At 66.4% G+C, this 20453-nt stretch carries 17 protein-coding genes, 1 rRNA gene, 1 pseudogene and 1 riboswitch; of the genes and pseudogenes, 6 read left to right on the forward strand and 13 right to left on the reverse strand.

Going from position 1 to position 20453, the window contains the following annotated elements:
* Positions 1-5: 5 nt before the first annotated feature.
* The 6 genes and pseudogenes from rrf (at position 6) to CR105_RS26110 (ending at position 6823) form a co-directional block, all read left to right on the forward strand.
* Positions 6-118 (forward strand): 5S ribosomal RNA (gene rrf, locus CR105_RS26090).
* Positions 119-237: 119 nt separating this feature from the next.
* Positions 238-1677, forward strand: coding sequence for a DUF3375 domain-containing protein (locus tag CR105_RS26095; RefSeq protein ID WP_099793727.1), 1440 nt, complete (start codon positions 238-240; stop codon positions 1675-1677).
* A gap of 14 nt (positions 1678-1691) precedes the next feature.
* Positions 1692-2279, forward strand: coding sequence for a DUF4194 domain-containing protein (locus CR105_RS26100; protein ID WP_229414134.1), 588 nt, complete (start codon positions 1692-1694; stop codon positions 2277-2279).
* A pseudogene (locus CR105_RS29640) lies at positions 2276-2476 on the forward strand (ATP-binding protein); the annotation flags it as partial. The gene CR105_RS26100 and the pseudogene CR105_RS29640, both read left to right, overlap by 4 nt.
* A gap of 931 nt (positions 2477-3407) precedes the next feature.
* Entirely contained in the window at positions 3408-5618 is a 2211-nt protein-coding gene (locus tag CR105_RS29645) for an ATP-binding protein (RefSeq protein WP_441295119.1), read from the forward strand.
* The gene (locus CR105_RS26110) at positions 5615-6823 is read left to right on the forward strand and encodes a DUF3322 domain-containing protein (protein WP_099793731.1); all 1209 of its coding nucleotides are present in this window, start codon (positions 5615-5617) and stop codon (positions 6821-6823) included. Before CR105_RS29645 ends, CR105_RS26110 begins: the two co-directional genes overlap by 4 nt.
* A 41-nt stretch (positions 6824-6864) precedes the next feature.
* On the opposite strand, the gene CR105_RS26115 is transcribed toward CR105_RS26110, so the two are convergent.
* From CR105_RS26115 to cobT, 13 genes are all read right to left on the reverse strand, one after another.
* The gene (locus tag CR105_RS26115) at positions 6865-8391 is read right to left on the reverse strand and encodes a cobyric acid synthase (RefSeq protein WP_099793733.1); all 1527 of its coding nucleotides are present in this window, start codon (positions 8389-8391) and stop codon (positions 6865-6867) included.
* 1 nt (position 8392) lies between these two features.
* On the reverse strand, positions 8393-9280 hold the full coding sequence (locus CR105_RS26120; protein ID WP_099793735.1) for a cobalamin-binding protein: 888 nt from the start codon (positions 9278-9280) through the stop codon (positions 8393-8395).
* Entirely contained in the window at positions 9277-10257 is a 981-nt protein-coding gene (gene cobD / locus CR105_RS26125) for a threonine-phosphate decarboxylase CobD (protein WP_099793737.1), read from the reverse strand. Before cobD ends, CR105_RS26120 begins: the two co-directional genes overlap by 4 nt.
* Positions 10250-11206 (reverse strand): adenosylcobinamide-phosphate synthase CbiB, encoded by a 957-nt coding sequence (gene cbiB / locus CR105_RS26130; protein WP_099793738.1) that lies wholly within the window; start codon positions 11204-11206, stop codon positions 10250-10252. The genes cobD and cbiB overlap by 8 nt, the downstream gene beginning before the upstream one ends.
* Complete coding sequence (cobU, locus tag CR105_RS26135; RefSeq protein WP_099793740.1) at positions 11200-11757, reverse strand: bifunctional adenosylcobinamide kinase/adenosylcobinamide-phosphate guanylyltransferase; 558 nt, start codon at positions 11755-11757, stop codon at positions 11200-11202. Before cobU ends, cbiB begins: the two co-directional genes overlap by 7 nt.
* Entirely contained in the window at positions 11754-13052 is a 1299-nt protein-coding gene (locus CR105_RS26140; protein WP_099793742.1) for a cobyrinic acid a,c-diamide synthase CobB, read from the reverse strand. The genes cobU and CR105_RS26140 overlap by 4 nt, the downstream gene beginning before the upstream one ends.
* 5 nt (positions 13053-13057) lie before the next feature.
* Positions 13058-13684, reverse strand: a complete 627-nt coding sequence (cobO, locus tag CR105_RS26145) for a cob(I)yrinic acid a,c-diamide adenosyltransferase (RefSeq protein ID WP_099793744.1) — start codon at positions 13682-13684, stop codon at positions 13058-13060.
* On the reverse strand, positions 13681-14454 hold the full coding sequence (locus CR105_RS26150) for an ABC transporter ATP-binding protein (RefSeq protein ID WP_099793746.1): 774 nt from the start codon (positions 14452-14454) through the stop codon (positions 13681-13683). Before CR105_RS26150 ends, cobO begins: the two co-directional genes overlap by 4 nt.
* Before the next feature lies 1 nt (position 14455).
* On the reverse strand, positions 14456-15478 hold the full coding sequence (locus CR105_RS26155) for a FecCD family ABC transporter permease (protein WP_099793748.1): 1023 nt from the start codon (positions 15476-15478) through the stop codon (positions 14456-14458).
* 82 nt (positions 15479-15560) lie between these two features.
* Positions 15561-17414, reverse strand: a complete 1854-nt coding sequence (locus CR105_RS26160) for a TonB-dependent receptor domain-containing protein (RefSeq protein WP_099793751.1) — start codon at positions 17412-17414, stop codon at positions 15561-15563.
* A gap of 132 nt (positions 17415-17546) precedes the next feature.
* Positions 17547-17770: riboswitch (cobalamin riboswitch) on the reverse strand.
* A 31-nt stretch (positions 17771-17801) separates the two neighbouring features.
* Positions 17802-18407 carry a histidine phosphatase family protein gene (locus CR105_RS26165; protein WP_099793753.1) on the reverse strand — a complete coding sequence of 202 codons (606 nt, stop codon included), beginning with the start codon at positions 18405-18407 and terminating at the stop codon, positions 17802-17804.
* Between the two features lie 3 nt (positions 18408-18410).
* A complete protein-coding gene (locus tag CR105_RS26170) occupies positions 18411-19193 on the reverse strand; it encodes an adenosylcobinamide-GDP ribazoletransferase (protein WP_099793755.1) in 783 nt (260 codons plus the stop codon).
* 3 nt (positions 19194-19196) lie between these two features.
* Positions 19197-20228, reverse strand: a complete 1032-nt coding sequence (gene cobT / locus CR105_RS26175) for a nicotinate-nucleotide--dimethylbenzimidazole phosphoribosyltransferase (RefSeq protein ID WP_099793757.1) — start codon at positions 20226-20228, stop codon at positions 19197-19199.
* Positions 20229-20453: the final 225 nt, after the last annotated feature.

The following is a 20453-nucleotide window of genomic DNA, read 5'->3' on the forward strand; positions in this document are numbered from 1 at the left end:
TTATGCCTGATGACCATAGTAAATCGGTACCACCCCTTCCCATCCCGAACAGGACCGTGAAACGATATTACGCCGATGATAGTGCTGCAACCAGTGTGAAAGTAGGTTATCGTCAGGCTAGTTATAAAGAAAAAACCCAGCAGAGATGCTGGGTTTTTTTTCGTCTGGAGGTTTGTATCGAGTCCAGCCCAACTAGTGCTACAGTATTAAGAGTCCTCCAAGCGAATTCCCCGACCAATGGACTATCAGCAACTCCTTACTCAGCGCCGCACGCATCCGGCCTGGCGCTTGCTTGCAGCCGATCACGCGCCGATGATCGCCAGCTTTCTGCATGCCAGCTTTATTGTGCCGAATGTGCGCACGATCTCGCGCCAGCAACTGGCGTCGCAGCTCGACGACCACTTGTACCACTTGCACGATGATGCCGGCGAGACGCTGTTCCCCAAAGCGGCGACGGCCTATCTTGACGACTGGGCTTCCGACGAGCGCGGCTGGCTGCGCAAATATTATCTGGCTGGCCAGGATGAAGCGCATTACGACCTGGCCTCGTCGACCGAGCAGGCGATCGACTGGCTGCGCGGCCTTGGCCAGCGCGCGTTCATCGGCACCGAGTCGCGCCTGATGACGGTGTTCGACCTGCTGCAACAGATCGTCGACGGCACCGAACTCGATCCGCGCGCGCGCATCGCCGAACTGAGACGGCGCAGGGCCGAAATCGACATCGAGATCGCGCAGGTCGGTGCCGGCAAACTGGACTTGATGGATCCCACTCAAGTGCGCGAGCGCTTCCTGCAGATGGCCGCCACGGCGCGCGAGCTGCTGTCCGATTTTCGCGCCGTCGACCACAACTTCCGCACGCTTGATCGCCAGGTGCGCGAACAGATCGCGACCTGGGACGGCAGCAAGGGCGCGCTGCTGCAGGAGATCTTCGGACAGCGCGATCTGATCTCCGAGACCGACGAGGGCAAAAGCTTCCGCGCGTTCTGGGATCTGTTGATGTCGCCGTCGCGCCAGGACGAACTGTCCGACCTGCTCGACGCCGTGCTCAAACTGGGACCGGTACGCGAGCTTGAACCGGACGGCCGCCTGCAGCGCATCCACTACGACTGGCTCGAAGCGGGCGAAGTCACCCAGCGCACGGTCGCGCGGCTTTCCGAACAAGTGCGCCGCTATCTCGACGACCAGGCCTGGCTCGAGAACCGCCGCATCATGCAGCTGATGCGCGACATCGAGCAGAAGGCGCTGGCCCTGCGCGGACAGATCGATGAGCGCGCCGCCTTCATGGAGCTCGACGAGCCGTCGCCGGCGGTGTCGCTGGCGATGGACCGCACCTTGTACACGCCGCCGTTCAAGCCAAAGATCACCCAGCAGATTCTCGGCGACGAGGGCGAGGCGATCAGTGCGGACGCGTTGTTCGAGCAGGTCTACGTCGACCAGTTGCGGCTGATGTCCAACGTACGGCGCGCGCTGCAGACGCGCAAGCAGGTTTCGCTCGCCGCGCTGGCCGCCGATTACCCGATCGAGCAGGGCCTGGCCGAACTGGCCACTTACCTGAAGCTGGCCACCCAGGACCTGCACGCCGCGATCGACGACGACAAAACCGAAGTGGTGGGGTGGACCGACGAGCGCGGACGCCGTCGCCAGGCCACCCTGCCACTGATCATCTATACCGCATGACTACCGAATCGACAATGAGCGACCATAACCGCCTGGGCCAATTGCTGGTCATCCTGTTCCAGGGTGTGCTGTACCGCGACGGCGACGCCGCGCTGTGGCAGCCGCTGATCGACTTGCAGGGACGGGTGCGCGACTACTGCGCCACCGTCGGCCTCGAACTGATCCTCGACGAGGCGGAAGGCTACGCCTACCTGCGCCACCGCGCGATCGCGCCGGGCGAACCGGAGCTGCCGCGCCTGATCCAGCGGCGCCAGCTCAGCTATCCGGTCAGCCTGATCCTTGTCCTGCTGCGCAAGAAGCTGGCCGAGTTCGACGCCGCCGGCGGCGATACCCGGCTGGTCATCGGGCGCGACCAGATCGCCGAGCAGGTGCGCCTGTTCCTTCCCGAGACCGGCAACGAGGCGCGCCTGCTCGACCGCATGGACACCCACCTGAACAAGGTCATCGAACTGGGCTTCCTGCATCGCTTGCGCGGCCAGGAACATCAGTTCGAAGTGCGCCGCATCCTGAAAGCCTTCGTCGACGCCCAGTGGCTCAGCGCGTTCGAACAGCGCCTGGCGCAGTACGGCGCGCACGCCGTCGCCGGCGAGGAGGGCGCATGAACGATTCGCCGCCGCTGGACCGGCAGGCGCCGTCGCCCGAAGTCGCCGATGCGGCTGAACGCGCCGGTTTTCGCCTGCATCACTTCGAGGTGTTCAACTGGGGCACCTTCCACGAGCGCGTGTGGCGCCTGCATCCCGGCGGCGACAGCATCCTGCTGACCGGCGACATCGGTTCCGGCAAGTCGACGCTGGTCGATGCGATCACAACCTTGCTGGTGCCCGCCCAGAAGATCTCGTACAACAAGGCGGCCGGCGCCGATGCGCGCGAACGCAGCCTGCGCACTTATGTGATGGGTCACTACAAGTCCGAGCGCGGCGACAGCGGCATGGCTGCGCGCGCGGTCGCGCTGCGGGACCACAACAGCTACTCGGTGCTCCTTGGCGTCTTCCACAACGAGGGCTTCGACCAGACCGTCACGCTGGCCCAGGTGTTCTGGCTCAAGGATGCGCGCGGCCAGTCGGAGCGCTTCTACGTGGTGGCCGACAGCCTGCTGTCGATCGCCGAGCATTTCGCCGGCTTCGGCAGCGACATCGGCCAGCTGCGCAAACGACTGCGCGCGATGCCGGGCGTGATCCTGCATGACACGTTCCCGCCGTACGGTGCCGACTTCCGCCGCCGTTTTGGCATCGCCGGCGAACAGGCGATGGACCTGTTCCACCAGACCGTGTCGATGAAGTCGGTCGGTAACCTGACCGACTTCGTACGCGATCACATGCTCGAGGCCTTCCCGGTCGAAACGCGCATCGCGGCGCTGATCGCCCACTTCGATGACCTGAACCGCGCGCACGAAGCGGTCCTCAAGGCCAAGCTGCAGATCGACCAGCTGACGCCGCTGTCGGACGATTGCGACCGCCACCAGCTGCTGCAGCAGCAGGTCGAGCAGCTGCGCGGCTGCCGCGACATGCTGCGCACCTGGTTTGCCCACCTGAAGGGCGAACTGTTCGAAAAGCGCGTCGATCTGCTGCAGGCCGAACTCGACCACCTTGCCAACCGCCTCGTACGGCTGCAGCAGGAGCGCCGCGGCCAGGCGCAGCGGCGCGACGAAATCACGCACGCGATTGCGGCCAATGGCGGCAACCGGATCGAGCAGATCAAGGCCGACATCGTGCGCCTGCAGGACGTGAAGGATGAGCGCGCACGTCAGCGATGCGGGCCTGTTCGCCACCAGCCGCCGCTCGATCGAGGCCGGCCAGGCCAGCTGCATCGCCCAGCGCGACGACTTCCAGAACCGCCTGACCGAAGCGGGCGTCAGCCTGCGTGAACTCGGCCGGCAGTACGGCGAGCTGACGGCCGAACTCGAGTCTCTGCGCCGGCGCCGCTCGAATATCCCGAGCCAGATGCTGGTCCTGCGCGACACGCTGTGCGGCGCGCTGCGCATCGCACAGGACAGCCTGCCGTTCATCGGCGAATTGATCCAGATGCGCGACGACGAGCGGGTCTGGGAAGGAGCGACCGAGCGCCTGCTGCACAATTTCGGCCTGGCGCTGCTGGTGCCGGAGATGCATTATGCCGACGTCGCCGCGTGGGTCGACAGCACCAGCCTGGGCAACCGGCTGGTGTACTACCGCGTACGTGCCGGCGTGGTCGCCGACCAGCGCGCCCTGGCGCCGAACGCGCTGGCCCGCAAGCTCTCGATCAAGCCGGAGTCGCCGTTCTACGCATGGATCGACGCCGAGATGGGGCGCCGCTTCGACCACGCCTGCTGCGACACGCTCGACCAGTTCCGCCGCGAGAAACGCGCGGTCACCCGCAACGGCCAGATCAAGGCCGCCGGCGAACGCCACGAGAAGGACGACCGCCACCGGCTCGACGACCGCTCGCGCTACGTGCTCGGATGGTCGAACCAGGCCAAGATCGCGGCGCTCGCAAAGCAGGAGCGCGACCTGACCACGCGGGTGCAGGCGATCCGCACCACGATCCAGTTCCTGAAAAATGAAGTCAACGGCCAGAACCAGGTACTCGGCCACTGGCAGCAGCTGGCGATGTTCGACGATTTCAATGCAGTCGACTGGATGCCGCTGGTGAGCGAGATCGACACGCTCGAGCGCGAGCAGCAGGCGCTGGCCGCCTCGTCCGATATGCTGCGCACCCTGCAGCTGCAGTTCGCCGAATTGTCGGCCGCGCAGGAGAAGACGGAAGAACAGTGGAGCGCCGTCAAGACCAGCCACGCCAAAACCGGCGAAAAGCTCGAGCAGGCCACCCTCGGCCTGGCCGACTGCGCCACGCTGCAGCAGGCGACGCCGGAAGACGCGCGCGCCTGGTATTTTCCGCGGCTCGAGTCGTTGCGCGAGCAGGCGCTGGGCCAGCACACGCTGACGGTGGAATCGTGCGACAACCGCGAAAAGGACTTCCGCGATTTCCTGCAAACGCACATCGACACCGAAGACAAGAAGATCGCACGCCTGCGCGACGCCATCATTGGCGCCATGCAGAACTACACGCGGGCGTGGCCGCTCGATTCGCGCGAGGTCGACGTCAGCATCGACGCCGCCGGTGAATTCAAGAAGATGCTGGCAGCGCTCGAGTCGGACGACTTGCCGCGCTTTGCGGTGCGCTTCAAGGAGCTGCTCAACGAGAACACGATCCGCGAGATCGCCGGCTTCCAGTCGCAGCTCAAGCGCGAACGCGAAACCATCCGCGAGCGCATCGTCACCATTAATGGCTCGCTGCACCAGATCGACTACAACCCGAACCGCTACATCGCGCTCGAAGCAGAAACCAATATCGATGCCGACCTGCGCGACTTCCAGCAGGACCTGCGCAGCTGCACCGAAGGCGCGCTGACCGGATCGGCCGACGAGGAATACTCGGAAGCGAAATTCCTGCAGGTGAAGCGCATCATCGAGCGCTTCCGCGGCCGCGAGGGCAGTGCCGAGATGGACCGGCGCTGGACGCGCAAGGTCACCGACGTGCGCAACTGGTTCGTGTTTTCCGCCTCCGAGCGCTGGCGCGAAGACGACCGCGAACATGAGCACTACACCGACGCCGGCGGCAAGTCCGGCGGCCAGAAGGAAAAGCTGGCCTACACCGTGCTGGCGGCCAGCCTGGCGTACCAGTTCGGGCTCGAATGGGGCGTGACCCGGTCGCGGTCATTCCGCTTCGTTGTGATCGACGAGGCGTTCGGCCGCGGCTCGGACGATTCGGCGCGCTACGGGCTGGAACTATTCAAGCGCATGAACCTGCAGCTGCTGATCGTCACCCCGCTGCAGAAGATCCACATCGTCGAGCCGTATGTGGCGGGCCTCGGATTCGTCCACAGCGAGGAGGGGCGGCTGTCGAAGCTGCGCTACCTGAGCATCGACGAATACCACGCCGAACGCGCTGCGCGGGTAGCATGAACGCGCCGCCATCCTGGTCGACACCTGGCGTTATCCGCGCCCAGCTGCAACGGCTCTGGGATGACGGCCGCATGCTGTGCGCGCACCTCGGCGGCGCAGCGCTGTTCCCGCTCGAGCTGCGGCTGCGCCAGCCGGGCGTCGCTGAACTTGGCGAGCGGTTCGACGCGGTGCGCGAATGGATCAAGGCGCTCGAAGCGGGCAGCAAGGCGGCCGGCGGACACGGTTACGATATTGTCTGGCGCGAGATCAATCACCGCCAGCTTGGCCGCAACCGGATCCCCGACCGGGTCGTCGTCGCGACCGAAGCCGATGCGGTGCGGCTGCTCGGCCGCGGCGGCGACGTTCGCCGCTTCGACCAGCTGGCAGCGCTGACCACCAGCGCCTTTCCGCAGCTGCAGCCCTGGCTGGGCCGGCGCGCGCTGGCAGTGCTGGAACACGCCACGGCGTGGGAGCGCATTCTCGCCATCCTGCAGTGGTTCGTCGCGCATCCGCGTCCGCAGCTGTATCTGCGCCAGCTCGACATCGCCGGCGTCGACAGCAAATTTATCGAAGCGCGCAAGGCCTTGCTGATCGAGCTGCTCGACCAGGTGATGCCGGCCGACGCCGTCGATGCAAGCGCCGGCGGCGCGCGCCAGTTCGAGGCGCGCTATGGCCTGCTGGGCAAACCGGCGCTGGTGCGTTTTCGTATCCTCGATCCTGCGCGATTCATCCATGGCATGTCCGACCTGAGCATACCGGTGGCGCAGTTCGCGGCGCTCGACCTCGACGTCGAGCGTGTCTTCATCACCGAAAATGAAATCAACGGACTCGCCTTCCCCGACGTGCGATCGGCAATGGTGATTTTCGGCGGCGGCTATGGTGTCGACCGGCTTGGCCAGATCGACTGGCTGCGCCGGCGCGACATCGCTTACTGGGGCGACATCGACACCCACGGCTTCGCGATCCTCGACCGTCTGCGCGCCAGCCTGCCGCACGCGCGTTCGGTGCTAATGGATGCGGACACGCTGCACGCGCATCGAACGCTGTGGGGCGCAGAAGACAAGGACAAGCGCTTCGTCGGCGAAGCGTCCCGTCTCGACGCCGCCGAGCGCACGCTCTTCGATGCGCTGCGCGACGATGTACTCGGAGAGCGTATCCGCATGGAGCAGGAGCGCCTTGGCTACAGGTGGGTGAGCGACGCCATCAACAGTATCACAGAGCACTAAAGCGATTTCATATCGCAACGATTGTCGAATCCCGGCGTGAATTACGAATCGCATTCGTCGTTGGATGGAACTCTATCATTTCGGTGCATGACGCCGGTGTGAGAAAGGCTCTCGTTGCTGGCGCCGAGCGCGCGTAATGCGTGTAGCAAGGGCTGGGCAGCGTCGGCGATCCGGTCGATGCTGGCCTCGCGCAGTGCCCCGCTATCGACGCTTGCTGTCGAATTGAGTCCCGCCCAGCGCAGCAGTGCATCGCACGCCGCAGGCGTATCGAACAGGCCATGCAGGTAGGTTCCTAAAATCTGTCCGTCCGCCGAGCGCGCACCTTCCGCGCGCCCTTCGATAGTGAACGCCGGCAGTGCGAACGCGGCTCCGCGCGAGGTCCCCATATGAATTTCATATGCGCTCACGGGGGCCTCGCTGGCATCGAAAGCGCAGTGGCCATGCACCAGCTTCAAGTACTTTTCGGTGCCCATGTCGGTGACCATGTCGAGCAATCCCAGCGCGTGCGAGGCGCCGGCGCTGCCTTCCACTCCAAGCGGGTCGATCACGCTGGTTCCCAACATTTGGAAACCGCCGCAGATGCCGATCACCTTGCCGCCGTAACGCAAGTGACGCGCGATGCGCTCGGGCCAACCTTGGGCGCGCAGCCATGCCAGGTCAGCGCGCGTATGCTTGCTGCCGGGGAGGATGATCAGGTCCGCATCGGGGATCGCTTCACCCTCGCGCACGAAGCGCAGGTCGATGTCGGGATGAGCGCGCAAGGCGTCGAAATCGGTGTGATTGCTCATGCGTGGCAAGCAGGGGACGATAACCCGAAAGGCGCCCTGTGTGGCCTGCACTGCTTGCACCGCATCCTCGGCGTCGAGGAACAAGCCGTGCAGGTAAGGCAGCACCGCCAGCACCGGTTTGCCGGTTTGCGCCTCGAGCCAGTCGAGGCCCGGTTCAAGCAGCGTGATATCGCCGCGGAAGCGGTTGATGACAAAGCCGATCGTGCGCGCCCGTTCGCTCTCGGACAAGCACGCCAGCGTGCCGACGATGTGGGCGAACACACCGCCGCGGTCGATGTCGGCCACCAGCACCACCGGGCAGTCGACCGCTTCGGCGAAACCCATATTGGCGATGTCGCGCTCGCGCAGATTGATTTCGGCCGGACTGCCGGCGCCTTCGACGACGATGCACTCATACTGCGCGCACAGGCGCGTGTGCGATTCGAGCACCGCCTGCATCGCGATCGGCTTGTACTGGTGGTAGTCGCGCGCGTTCATGTCGGTGCGCACTTTGCCGTGGATGATCACCTGGGCGCCGGTGTCGCTGGAAGGCTTGAGCAGCACCGGGTTCATGTCGGTGCTCGGCGCCACGCCGGCGGCAATCGCTTGCAGAGCCTGGGCGCGCCCGATCTCGCCGCCGTCGGCCGTTACCGCGCTGTTGAGCGCCATGTTCTGCGGCTTGAACGGCGCCACCAGCACGCCTTCGCGCTTGAGCAGGCGGCACAGGGCCGCCACCACTGTACTCTTGCCGGCGTCCGAAGTGGTGCCTTGTACCATCAGGGTCTGGTAGGGCAGGACCATGTCAGTGGCCGCGGCGCTGACGCGCCAGTTCGAGTTTTTCGCACAAGGCCGCGGTTCCCGCGACCATCCGCGGACCGGCGCGGTTGAGCAGTTCGCCATTGAGCGTAAACAGATTGTCGCGTTTGACCGCTTGCATGCCGGCGTACGGGCGCCATAGATTGACGCCGCCGTAGTTCTTTTCGCTGGTGCCGAAGATCGCTTCGGGATCGGCCTGCAGCACCGCTTCGATGCTGACCACTGGGGCCGTGATCGCCAGATCGCCAAAGATGTTGACGCCGCCGCACAGGCGCATGGCGTCACTGACGATCGAGCCATTGCTCAAGGTGTAGAGCGGCTTGTCCCACACCTGGTAGAACAGGCGCACCGGTGCGCGCCTGGCGTATTTCTGCGTCAGCGCGGCGAAGCCTTCTCGTACCTCGGCGGCGGCGCCAATGGCGGCGCGGTCGGTGCCCATCAGCCGGCCAAGGCGCAGCAGGTTACCGGCGATGTCGTCGAGCTTTTTCGGCTCACTTTGATAAATCGGTACATTCAGCTTGCGCAGCATATCGATCTGGCGGTGAGCACTGCCGTGCATCCAGACCACAATCAGATCCGGCTGCAAAGCGATCACTCTTTCGATATCGATCTGCCGGTTGCCGCCCACCCGTGGCAGCAGCTTGGCCGCCTCGGGGTAGTCGCTGTAACTGACGGCGCCGACGATCTTGTCGCCGCCTCCCGCCGCGTATAGAAGCTCGGTGACGTGAGGCGCCAGCGAGACGATGCGCCGCGCCGGATTTTTCAGCGTGACGAGATTGCCGCCGTCGTCATGCACGCTGATGTCAGCGGCGCTGCAGTTGGTGGTTGCCGCGGCGGCCAGCAGCACAGCGATCAGGGAAAAGGTCGGGGTCATCGTAGGGTCCATTGGTGAAGTGCGGTGTGCAGCCGCTGCCACGCGGCTTCGTCGGCCGGCAGGCCAAGGCGGATGCCGCGCGCGGCATGCTGGAACAGGCGTACCCAGATGCCGCGTTCGGCCATGTGCTGCCATAGCGCCTCCGCCTGCGGCTCGGGCCACCATTGAAACAGCGCTGTACCGGAGGAGCTGATGCCGGCCTCGCCGAGCAGCGTTTGCAGACGCGCGCCGGATGCCGCAAGCGCGGCGCGGCTTTGACGCTGCCAGGCCTGGTCGCGCAGCGCCGCCAGGGCGATGTGCTGAGCCGGCCCGCTGACCGTCCAGGGTCCCAGTTCATCGGCCAGCCGCATCAACAGGGACTGTTCGGCGGCGACAAAGCCGAGCCGGATGCCGGCCAGGCCGAAAAATTTACCGATCGAGCGCAGCACGATGATGCCGGGCCGCTCGGCATGGGCGGTGATGCTTTGCTGGGGGGCGGTGTCGCCGAAAGCTTCATCAACCACCAGCCAGCCGCCGCGTGCCGCCAGCGTATCGGCCCACGCCAGCAGTTGCGGCGCCGGCACTGTGGCGCCGGTGGGATTGTTCGGATTGCAAACGACCATGACATCGCTGCACGCCAGCGCCGCCTCGAGGTCGGCGAACGGCGTCTGAGTGAGTGTGTGACCGTGCTTGGCCCAGTGATGCGCGTGTTCGGCGTAGGACGGTGCGGCTACCGTCACGCGCGAAGGTGCGCGCAGGCGCGGCAAGGCCTGGATGGCGGCCTGGGTGCCGGCCACCGGCAGCATCAGCGCCGCGCCATAAAACGCACATGCCGCCTTGGCCAGCGCGGGATCGGCTTCCGGCAAGCGATGCCACGCATTGCCGGGCAGGGCAGGCGCGGGGTACCAGTGCGGATTGATTCCGGTCGACAGATCGACCCAGTCGTCGCGGCCGAAGCGCCGGCCGGCGTCGCCCAGATTGCCGCCATGCTCAAGCATGGGTCAGCTCCGTCAGCGCGGCGAGCGCCAGGAAAACGGTGATCCAGAGCGCCGTTGTGCGTGCCACCAGGCGCCAGGCACGGGCAATGTCGGCGCCGGTAGCACCGGCGCCCTGGCCCAGTGGCGGGCGCTGTTCGACTTCACCGTCGTAGACGGCGGCGCCGCCGAGCGAGATGCCGAGGGCGCCGGCGCCGCTCGCCATGACGGGGCCAGCGTTCGGACTGCTCCACAACGGCGCCTGTTGGCGCCAGCAGCGCCATGCCCGCAGTTTGGCCCGCAAGCCCGGCGCCAGCAAGGTGTACGACAGCGCGGTGAGGCGCGCCGGGAGAAAATTGAAGGCGTCGTCGAGGCGCGCCGCAACGCAGCCGAAGCGAAGGTAGCGCACCGCCCGGTAGCCCCACATGGCGTCGAGCGTATTCGCCGCGCGAAACAGCACGGCGCCCGGTGCGCCCGCCACGGCAAACCAGAACAGCGTGCCGAACACCGCGTCATTGCCGTTTTCCAGCAGCGACTCGGCGCTTGCGTTGGCCAGTGCCGTCGCGCTGGAGCCGCTGGTGTCGCGGCTGACGATCCGCGCAGTCAGCTGGCGCGCCGCCGCCAGGTCGCCTCGCGCGAGGGCATCGGCAATCGGCAAATTGTGCTCGCGCAGACTGCGCAGGCCGAGACACAGGTAGAGCAGGATCGCCTGCACGCAGCAAGTGAGCCAGAATGCGCTCGGCAGCAGCAGGGCCAGCGCGATGGCCGTCGGCGGCGCCACTGCCAGCAGCCATGCAAGCGCGCCGCGGCAATAGCGGCCACTGCCCCGATTGAGGCGCCGTTCCAGCCACATCGCCCAACGGCCGAAGCCGGCCAGCGGATGCCAGCGTCGCGCTTCGCCGAGCATCAGATCGAGCACCACGCCGGCCACCGCCAGCAGGGCCAGCGTGGTCAGGTCAAGTCCGCTCAGCATCGATCGCCTTTGAGGATCAGGGGCAGGCCGGCGGCGACGAACAGCGCGCGCTCGCATTGCGCCGCCATCGCCTGGTTGAGGCGTCCCTGTTCATCCATGAAGCGGCGCGCTATCGCGCCCATCGGCATGAGGCCCAAACCAATTTCGTTCGAGACCAGTACGAGGTCGCCGGCGCACTGCGTCACCGCGCGCTCGAGCTGTTCGCGCTGTTGGTGAAACAGCGCCGGCAGTTCGAGTTCGCCAACTTCCGGATACACGGTGCCGGCGCTGAACAACAGATTGCTCAGCCACAGCGTCAGGCAGTCGACGATGACCAGGCGTTCGGGCGAGGACCAGCGCAGCAGTTGATCGCCCAGCGCCACCGGTGCTTCCACGGTGGTCCACGCGGGCGGGCGGCGCGCGCGGTGGTGGGCGATGCGCGCCGCCATCTCTGCGTCGCCGGCGGTGGCGCTGGCGAGGTAGATCACCTGCTTGCCGGAGGCGGCGGCCAGCCGTTCGGCGTACGCGCTCTTGCCGGAACGGGCGCCGCCCAGTACCAGGGTGCGCGTCATGCGCTCTGCCGCGACAACATCGCCGCCACTGCCGGCGCGTTGGAGGGGAAGTAGGCGTGAAAATACGAGGCGGTGAGCGAACCGACGCGATACAACGCCTCGCCCGCCGTCGCCGACGGATGCTTGACCGTGCAGGCGCTCGGCGTGAGCGCGGTGCTCAGCGTCGAATAGTGGAAGGTGTGTCCGCGCAGTTCGCCGTGCTCCGTCGACAAGGCTTGCGAGCCCAGTCCGGCCAGGCGGGCCTGCATTTGGACGGCGCCGGCAAGCAGGCCGGCCATCGGCCAGCTTGCGCCCGATTGATCGGTCAGCACATCGGCCAGCGCCATCATGCCGCCGCACTCGGCGAGAATCGGCGTGCCGGCGGCGTGTTCGGCACGGATCGACGCGCGCCACTGTGCTGCATTCGACAGCGCCTCGCTGTGCAGCTCCGGATAGCCGCCCGGCAGATACACGGCATCGGCGCCGTCCGGCACCGGCTGGTTCGCCAGCGGCGAAAAGAAGCACAGCTTGGCCCCCAGCTGGCGCAGTGTGGCCAGGTTGGCGGGATAAATGAACAGGAACGCGGCGTCGCGCGCGATGGCGATGGTTTTCCCCGCCAGCAGCGGCGCCGGCGCCGACAGCATGGCGCCAAGCTCGATGCGCACCGGCGGCAGCGCTTCCCAGGCATCGGCATCGAACACCAGCTGTTCGGCCAGGGTGTCGAGCAGGGCGTCGATTGCCGCTACCTCGCCCGGCACCACCAGCCCCAGGTGGCGCTCGGGCAGCGAGATGGCCTGTCGCGGCAGCGTCGCCAGCAATGCAATGTCGCGCAGCGAGGCGGCGACCATCTGCGCATGCCCCAGGCTGGCGACGCGGTTGGCGGCCACGCCTGCCATGGCGACCGGACCGTAGTCGCGCAAGCCCTGTGCCAGCGCGCCGGCGGTCTGCGCCATCGCCGCGGCGTCGATGACCGCCATCACCGGCACGCCGAACTCGCGCGCCAGGTCGGCCGACGAAGGCGTGCCGTCGTATAGTCCCATGACGCCTTCGATCAGGATCACGTCCGCTTCGCTCGCCGCTTGCGCGAGCAATTGGCGGCAGGCCTCGCGGCCGACCACCCACAGGTCGAGCGACTGCACCGGCGCCCCGCTGGCCCGCTCGAGGATCATCGGGTCGATGAAGTCCGGGCCGCACTTGAACACGCGCACGCGCTGACCCTGGCGCACCAGTTTGCGCGCCAGCGCCGCCGTCACGCTGGTCTTGCCCTGGCCGGATGCCACCGCCGTGACCAGCAGGGCTTTCACTTCGATGTGCATCGGGCTCACCACTCGGTGCCTGCCTGGGCGCCGATACCGGCCTTGAAGGCATGCTTGACGACGGTCATGTCGGTCACCGTATCGGCAATGTCGATCAGTTCCTGCGGAGCGCCGCGGCCGGTGATGACGACGTGCTGCATGGCGGGGCGCGCCAGCAGGTCCTGGATCACCACGTCGACGTCGAGATAGCGGTATTTCAGGGCGATATTGAGTTCGTCGAGCAGCACCAGCCCGATCGAAGGATCGGCCAAAAAGGTCCTGGCCTGCTCCCACGCCAGCTGTGCTTTCTCGATGTCGCGCTCGCGGTTCTGCGTGTTCCACGTGTAGCCTTCGCCCATCGCGTGAAACTGCACCTCGTCGGGGAAGCGGCGCAGGAATCTCTCTTCGCCGGTCTCCATCGCGCCTTTGATGAACTGCACCACGCCGACTTTCATGCCGTGTCCCATTGCGCGAATCACCATGCCGAGGCCGCTCGAGCTTTTCCCCTTGCCGTTGCCGGTGTTGACGATGATGATGCCGATCGCCTTGTCGGCGGCGGCGATGCTGGCGTCGATGATGGCCTTCTTCCGCTCCATGCGCACGCGGTGGCGCTCGTTGAGCGCTTGTGTTTCGGGGTCGTTTTCCTGGTTCATTGTTGCTCCTCGATGGGGATGAAAATACTGCGGCCTGCATGTTCGATGATGTCGATCGGGTGGCCCAGGTAGGCGCCCAGCAAATCTGCCCGCATCACTTCGTCTTTGGGGCCGGCCAGCCAGCCGCCGTCGCCCATCAGCAGCAGCGCGTGGCTGGAGACGCGGTGGGCCAGGGTCAGGTCGTGACCGATCATGACGACGGTCTTGTTGCGCTCGCGGCATCGGCGCGCCAGCAGCGCCATGATCGACACCTGGTGGGCCAGGTCGAGCGCATTGGCCGGCTCGTCGAGCAGCAGCAGCGGCGTGTCCTGGGCCAGCATGGCGGCGATCGCCACCCGCTGGCGCTCGCCGCCGGACAGGGTGCGCACGTCGCGCTCGGCCAGCGCGGCTACCTCCATCTCTTCCAGCGCGCGCAGCGCCATCGCGTGGTCGTCGCTGCCTTCCCAGTAACGGTCGCCGTGGTAGGGGTGGCGCGCCGACAGCACCGTTTCGATCACGCTGTAGGCAAACGCGTCGCTGCGGCTCTGCGCCAGGAAGGCGCGCTGACGCGCCAGCGCCGGCAAGGGCCAGTCGGCGAGTGCACGGGCGCCGATGGCGACGCTGCCGCCGTCGGCGCTGCGCAGGCCGGCCAAGGTGCGCAGCAAGGTGCTCTTGCCGGCGCCGTTGCGGCCGATGACGCTCCAGCATTCGCCTTCGCCGACCCGTATATTCAAATCGTCGACCAGCAGGCGCTGGCCGACCTTCAAACAGAGATTGTGGGTGCTGATCATGCTACCTCCGCAGCCGGTGCAATTGGTACAGGAACACCGGCGCGCCGATCAGCGCGGTAACCACGCCGACCGGCAACTGCTGCGGCGCGATGGCGATGCGCGCCAGCGTGTCGGCCATCACCAGAAAACTGCCGCCGGCCAGCGTCGCCGCCGGAATCAGCACACGATGTTCGGGGCCGACGATAAAGCGGCAGGCGTGCGGCACGATCAGTCCGACAAAGCCGATCGAACCGGCGCTCGTCACCGCGCTGGCCGTCAGCAGGCCGGAGGCAAAGAACAGGCCCTTGCGCAGAGGACCGACGCGCACGCCGAGGGTCGCGGCATTTTCCGCGTGCAGGGCCATCACGTTCATCGAGCGGGCAGAGCGCAGGGCGAACAGCAGGGCCGCTGCCAGCACCAGCCACGGCATCGCGCGCAGCGGGGCGCCCGACAGGTCGCCGATCATCCAGAAGATCATGCTGCGCAGCCGGCTCTCGGGTGCTATCGACAGCATCAGGGTGACCATCGCCATGCAAGCCGAGGCCAGGATCACGCCGGTCAGCAGCAGCAGCGCGCTGCCGCCTTCGGCCGCAGCACCGCCGCGCAGGTCGCGTCGTGCCAGCAGGTAGAGCATCGCCGAAACGACGACGGCGCCGCCGAATGCCGCCGCATCGACCACCCACGCTGCGCACATGAACAGCAGCGCGGCGAGCGCCCCAACGGAGGAGCCGGCCGAAATGCCGAGGACATACGGATCGGCCAGCGGGTTGCGTAGCAACGCCTGCATCATCACGCCGGCCAGCGACAGGGCTGCCCCGGTGACGAAGCCGACCGCCGCGCGGCCGAGGCGCAGTTCGAGCAGCGTGGCGGCCAACGTCGTGCTTTGCCCGTGCAGCAGATCGCCCAGGGCCGCCGGCATGTCGCCCACCGCGACCGCGACCGAGCCTGTCATGCCGGCGAAAATCAGGCTGGCGAGTGCGAACACGGTCAGGCCGCTCAGGGTGACCTTGGCGCGCCGGCGCAGCTGGCGAGAGTAAGAATGCATGCGCTACTTTCCAATAGTGAGGTCGGCCAGACTGCCGGAGTCGCTTGCGTAAATGCGCTCCGGCAGAATGCATCAGGTGCGCTTATTTATAGCCGTAGCGGATACCGGCAAACACCTTGGAACCGGCCGTGGCGTAATTGCGCGCCAGGTCGTACTGCTTGTCGCCGACGTTATTCCAGCGCACCAGCATCGACCAGTCGCGTGCGAACGCGTAGGTGGCGTACAGGTTCACCAGGCCATAGCCGGCGAGGCGGTTTCGGTTGGCGGCATCATCGAAGCGGTCGCCCGACAGGGTCAATTCGGCCCCGGCCTTGATGGCCCCAAACACGTAGGCGGCATTCACGCTGCCGTGTTTTTTCGCGCGGCGCGCCAGGCGCTTGTCGCTGGTCTTATCGCGCGCGTCCTGCAGGTCGACGCTGGCGCCGAGATCGATGCCCGCCAGGCGCGTTGCGCCCGAGATCGTCACGCCTTGCAGTTGCGCGCGGTTGACGTTGTAGGCGCAGCCGAACTGATAGCCGCTCACGCCATATGGGCATGGGTTGGTGTTGACCAGCAGGTCGGTCAGCCGGTTGCGGTAATAGCTGATGCCGAGGGCATTGACGCCATCGTCGTAGCGCACGCCCGTTTCGACGTTGCGGCCCTGTTCGGGGCGGTTGGCCGGATTGCCGTAGGACGGGTAGTAAAGCTCGTTGTAGGTGGGCGCGCGGAAGCTGTTGCCGTAGCTGGCGGTGGCCCGCATGACTGGCGAGAAGCTGTAGCCGTAGCCGGCCGAACCGGTGTTCTTGTCGCCGTATCCGGATCGGTCGCGCCGTACGCCGGCGTTGAACAGCTGCTTGCCGCGCCGCGCGTTATACGAGGCGGCGAAGGAATTGGTCGAGCGGTCGCGATTGAGTGCATCAGCGCCATTGGTCGACACTTCTTCTTCGCGATGTTCATAGAGCAATTGCAAGACGTCGGCGCCGATCAGCACATCGTTTTGCCAGCTCAGGCTATTTTGCGTGGTGTCGATCCGCGAATAGCCCGATGCGGCCGCGCTGCTGTAGTTGACGCCCTTGTCGCGCGTCTGGGAGTATTGCATCATGCTGGTCCAAGATGGCGCCAGGCGCGCCTTGCCGAACACGGCGACGTTCGCCATCTGCGCTTCGCTGCGCACATCGTAGGCCGACGCGCCGCTGTCGTACTGGCTATCGAGCTTACTGTGCAGGAAGAGGGCGCCGACTTCGACGCCGCTGGCCACCTGCAGGCGCAATTGCGCTGCGACGTTGGTCTTGTCGTAGCCGTCGCGGTCGGCGTTATACAAGCTGCTGCGGGGGCGGGTCGCCGAGAAGCCGTCCGATTTTTCCGTGCCGGCGCTGATGGCGTAGCTCAAGCTGCGCTCGCCGCCGGTGGCGCCCGACACGCTGGCGTCGAACTCACGCGTGCTGTCGCTGCCGTAGCCGGCAAAGGCGGTGAGGGCCGGCGCGCCCTTGCCCGTCTTGGTAAAGATCTGGATCACGCCGCCAACCGCATCGGCGCCGTACAGGGAGCTGAGGGGGCCGTAGACAATCTCGATACGATCGATTGCGGTGAGCGGGATGGCGCTCCAGTTGGCGGCGCCGGTGGTCGACGAGCCAATCCGCACGCCATCGACCAGCACGATATTCTGGTTGCTGTTGGCGCCGCGGATGAAGACACTCGAGCTGGTGCCGGGGCCGCCGTTGCGCGCCACTTCGATGCCGCGCTGGCGTTGCAGCAGATCGACGATCGAACCGGCGCCCGATTCGGCGATCTGGGCGGCGCCGATGGTGACGCTGTCGCTGATCACGTCGGCAAGGGGTTGGGGAGCGCGGGAAGCGGTGACGAGGACGGTGTTGAACGGCTCGGCATGAATGGCCGGAGCGGCCATTGCCATTGCCAGCGACGCCAGGGCGGCGCGGCGGGAAGTACGTAGAGTCATGGTTAGGGTTTCTGTAATGGCAACCGGCCGACGTCCCCGTGGGCCAGATTGAACAGAAGCGACCAAACAGGACGATACGGCAGGAGATGCCGGCATTGCCGGCATGGTCCGTGTCGCGCACATCCCGTTCGCTCACTTCCACCTGTCTTGGCCGGTATCCGGGCTGGCAAGTTGGACCATCTCACCTTCCCATGCAAAAGCACAGTGGTTGTCCGAGATGGCTTGCCGCGCGACTGCGCGACACTTGCTGACCGTTGCGGGGGCAGCACACGTTGGCCTTCTTCGGAAGGCTTCGTGTTTCCCGTTTAACTGCGCGTCAGGACAGACGCGCGGGCACCAATACCCGGTCATTATACGGCTTTGCGGCGCCAGCGTTGGCGCCAATGTTCAGAATCGCAGCGTGAGGGTGCCGGCGTAGTCGATTCGCTGCGGTGTGGCGGCCGCCCGCAACGCCGCCGCGGCCAGCACCGGGCCGGCCAGATCGGCGCCCCGGCCCCACACTGGCTGCATGGCGGCCAGCAGGCGCATGGTGCCGGCGTGGCAGACGACGATGGCGTCGGCGCGCTGCCGGCGCCGCGACTCGTCAAGCGCCTCGCGCAGAAAGCCTGCCACCCGCACCCCTGCCTGCAGCACCGTCTCGCCGCCGCCTGGCGCATAGTGAAGCAGGTCGACCGCCCAGGCGTCGATGTGCGCGCGCGCGATGCTGTCCCACGGACGCAGTTCCCAGTCGCCGAAATCGATCTCGGTCAGGCGGGCGTCGATCCTGGGCGCCGGCATGCCCAGCTGCGCCGCCAACGGCAGCGCCAGCGCGGTGCAGCGTCGCAGGGGGCTGGTATAGACCGGCGTGGAGCTGCCCAGATCCGGGGGCAGCGCCGCAGCGAGCGTAGCCAGCGCCGCCGTCAGGGTCGCCGGGGCGACGTCGATATCGCTGCGGCCGTAGCACAGGCCCGCGGCAATCTGCGGCGCCGGATGGCGCACAAGGATCAGCCGCATCGGTCAGCTGGCGAAGGCGCCGCGACCGAGCGTGGCGAGCACGCCCAGGTAGATCGTCACTTCGGCTACCTGCTGGACCGCGCCAAGGCAGTCGCCGGTGTAGCCGCCGATGCGGCGCGCGAACATGCGGGCCAGCCAGATGGTGGCGGCGATTGCTGCGAAGGCGCCGGCGCCGACGGCGGCAGGGGCGAGCCAGCCGGCGGCCAGTACCGCCGCAATGGCGGCCAGCGCGCTGGCGGCAGCGATGGCGAATTCGCCGCCGCGCATGGTCTGGGCCAGTGGCTTGGCCTTGCCTTCGGCGCGCGCATACTCCATGCGCCAGATCAGCGAGGCTGCCAGCAGGCGCGATAGCGGGTGGGCGACGAACAGGGCGCCGATTGCAGCCAGCGGCGGCAGCTGGGCGAGGGCGGCGCATTTCAGGCCCAGCACGCACACCGTGCCGATCGCGCCATACGCGCCGATGCGCGAGTCCTTCATGATCTCGAGCACCCGCGCCGGCGTCATGCCGCCGCCGAAACCGTCGCACATGTCGGCAAAGCCGTCTTCGTGAAAGGCGCCGGTGGCGTAGATGCCGGCGGCGGTGGAGATGAACACCGCCAGCGGCGCAGGCAGCAGCCACGCGGCGGCGACGTAGACTGCGGCAGTCAGCGCCGCCACCACCACGCCGACCAGAGGGAAGTAGCGCGAGGCCTGGTTCAGCCAGGTCGCCTCAAAACCGACCCAGGCCGGGATCGGCAGGCGCGTAAAAAACTGCAGGGCGGTGAAGAACAGGCGGAGCTGATGCACGGCTTATCCGTCCTTTTCGCTGACCTTGGCCGAGTCGAACGTGGCCATGTGAGCGACGAAGTTGACAGCCGCCTGCAGCAGCGGCACGGCGAGCGCACAGCCGGTGCCCTCGCCGAGCCGCAGGCCCAGGTGCAGCAGGGGCGTGGCGCCAAGCGCGGCCAGCATGCGCTGGTGGCCGCTCTCGGCCGAGCTGTGCGAGAACACACAATAGTCAAGGATGGCCGGCTGCAAGCGCGCCGCAACCAGCAGGGCGCTGGTGACGATGAAGCCGTCGATCAGCAGCACGCGGCGCTGCGCCGCGGCCTGCAGCATCGCACCCACCATCATGGCAATTTCCAGACCGCCGAAGGTGGCCAGTACCTCGAGCGGCGCAGCGACGCCGGCGTGAAGTGCCACCGCCTGTTCGATCACTTGCTGTTTGTGGGCGATGCCGGCCGCTGACAAGCCAGTGCCGGCGCCGACGCACTGAGCTACCGGTATGGCGCACAGTTTATGCATCAACGCCGCGGCTGCAGTGGTATTGCCGATGCCCATTTCGCCAAAACCGATCACATTACCTTCGACTGCGGCGGCCAGGTCCATGCCGGCCGCCAGCGCCGCGGCGCAGGTGGACTTGCTCATGGCCGGCTGACGGGCGAAGTTGGCGGTGCCGGCAGCGATCTTGCGGTCGACCAGGCCGGCGCGGGCGCCAAAATCGTGATTTACACCGGCGTCGACGATCTGCAAGGCGCAGCCGGTTTGGGCGGCGAATACATTGATGGCTGCGCCGCCGGCCAGGAAATTCTCCACCATTTGCCAGGTCACTTCCTGCGGATAAGCCGAGACTCCTTCGGCGACGATGCCATGATCGGCGGCGAACACCAGTATGGTCGGCCGTACTACGCTGATGGCCGTGGTGTTTTGAATCAGGCCAATCTGCCTGGCCAGCGCCTCCAGCGCACCCAGGCTACCGAGGGGCTTGGTCTTGTTATTGATGGCATCGTCGAGGCGGGCGGCAATGGCCGGATTGGCGGTAGGGGAGAGCTGAGGGATCATTGTAGGCAGAGTAAAGGCTGATTGATTTGCAATTAAGAAAGTTCGGCCTACGATAGCACAGCGATTGTCGAGAATTTTTCCTTGCGACTTGCGGGCCGGTTTGCTATAGTTCGCCTCCCCGATGAAACGGTTAGCGAAATCAAGTAGTTAGCGAGCAGTTGGGGACGTCGGAAACGACGGTGCGGTAAAAAAAAGAGGTTGACGAAATAAGCGAAACGCTTCATA

The sequence above is a fragment of the Massilia eurypsychrophila genome (genome assembly GCF_002760655.1).
Lineage (GTDB): Bacteria > Pseudomonadota > Gammaproteobacteria > Burkholderiales > Burkholderiaceae_D > JAFCUW01.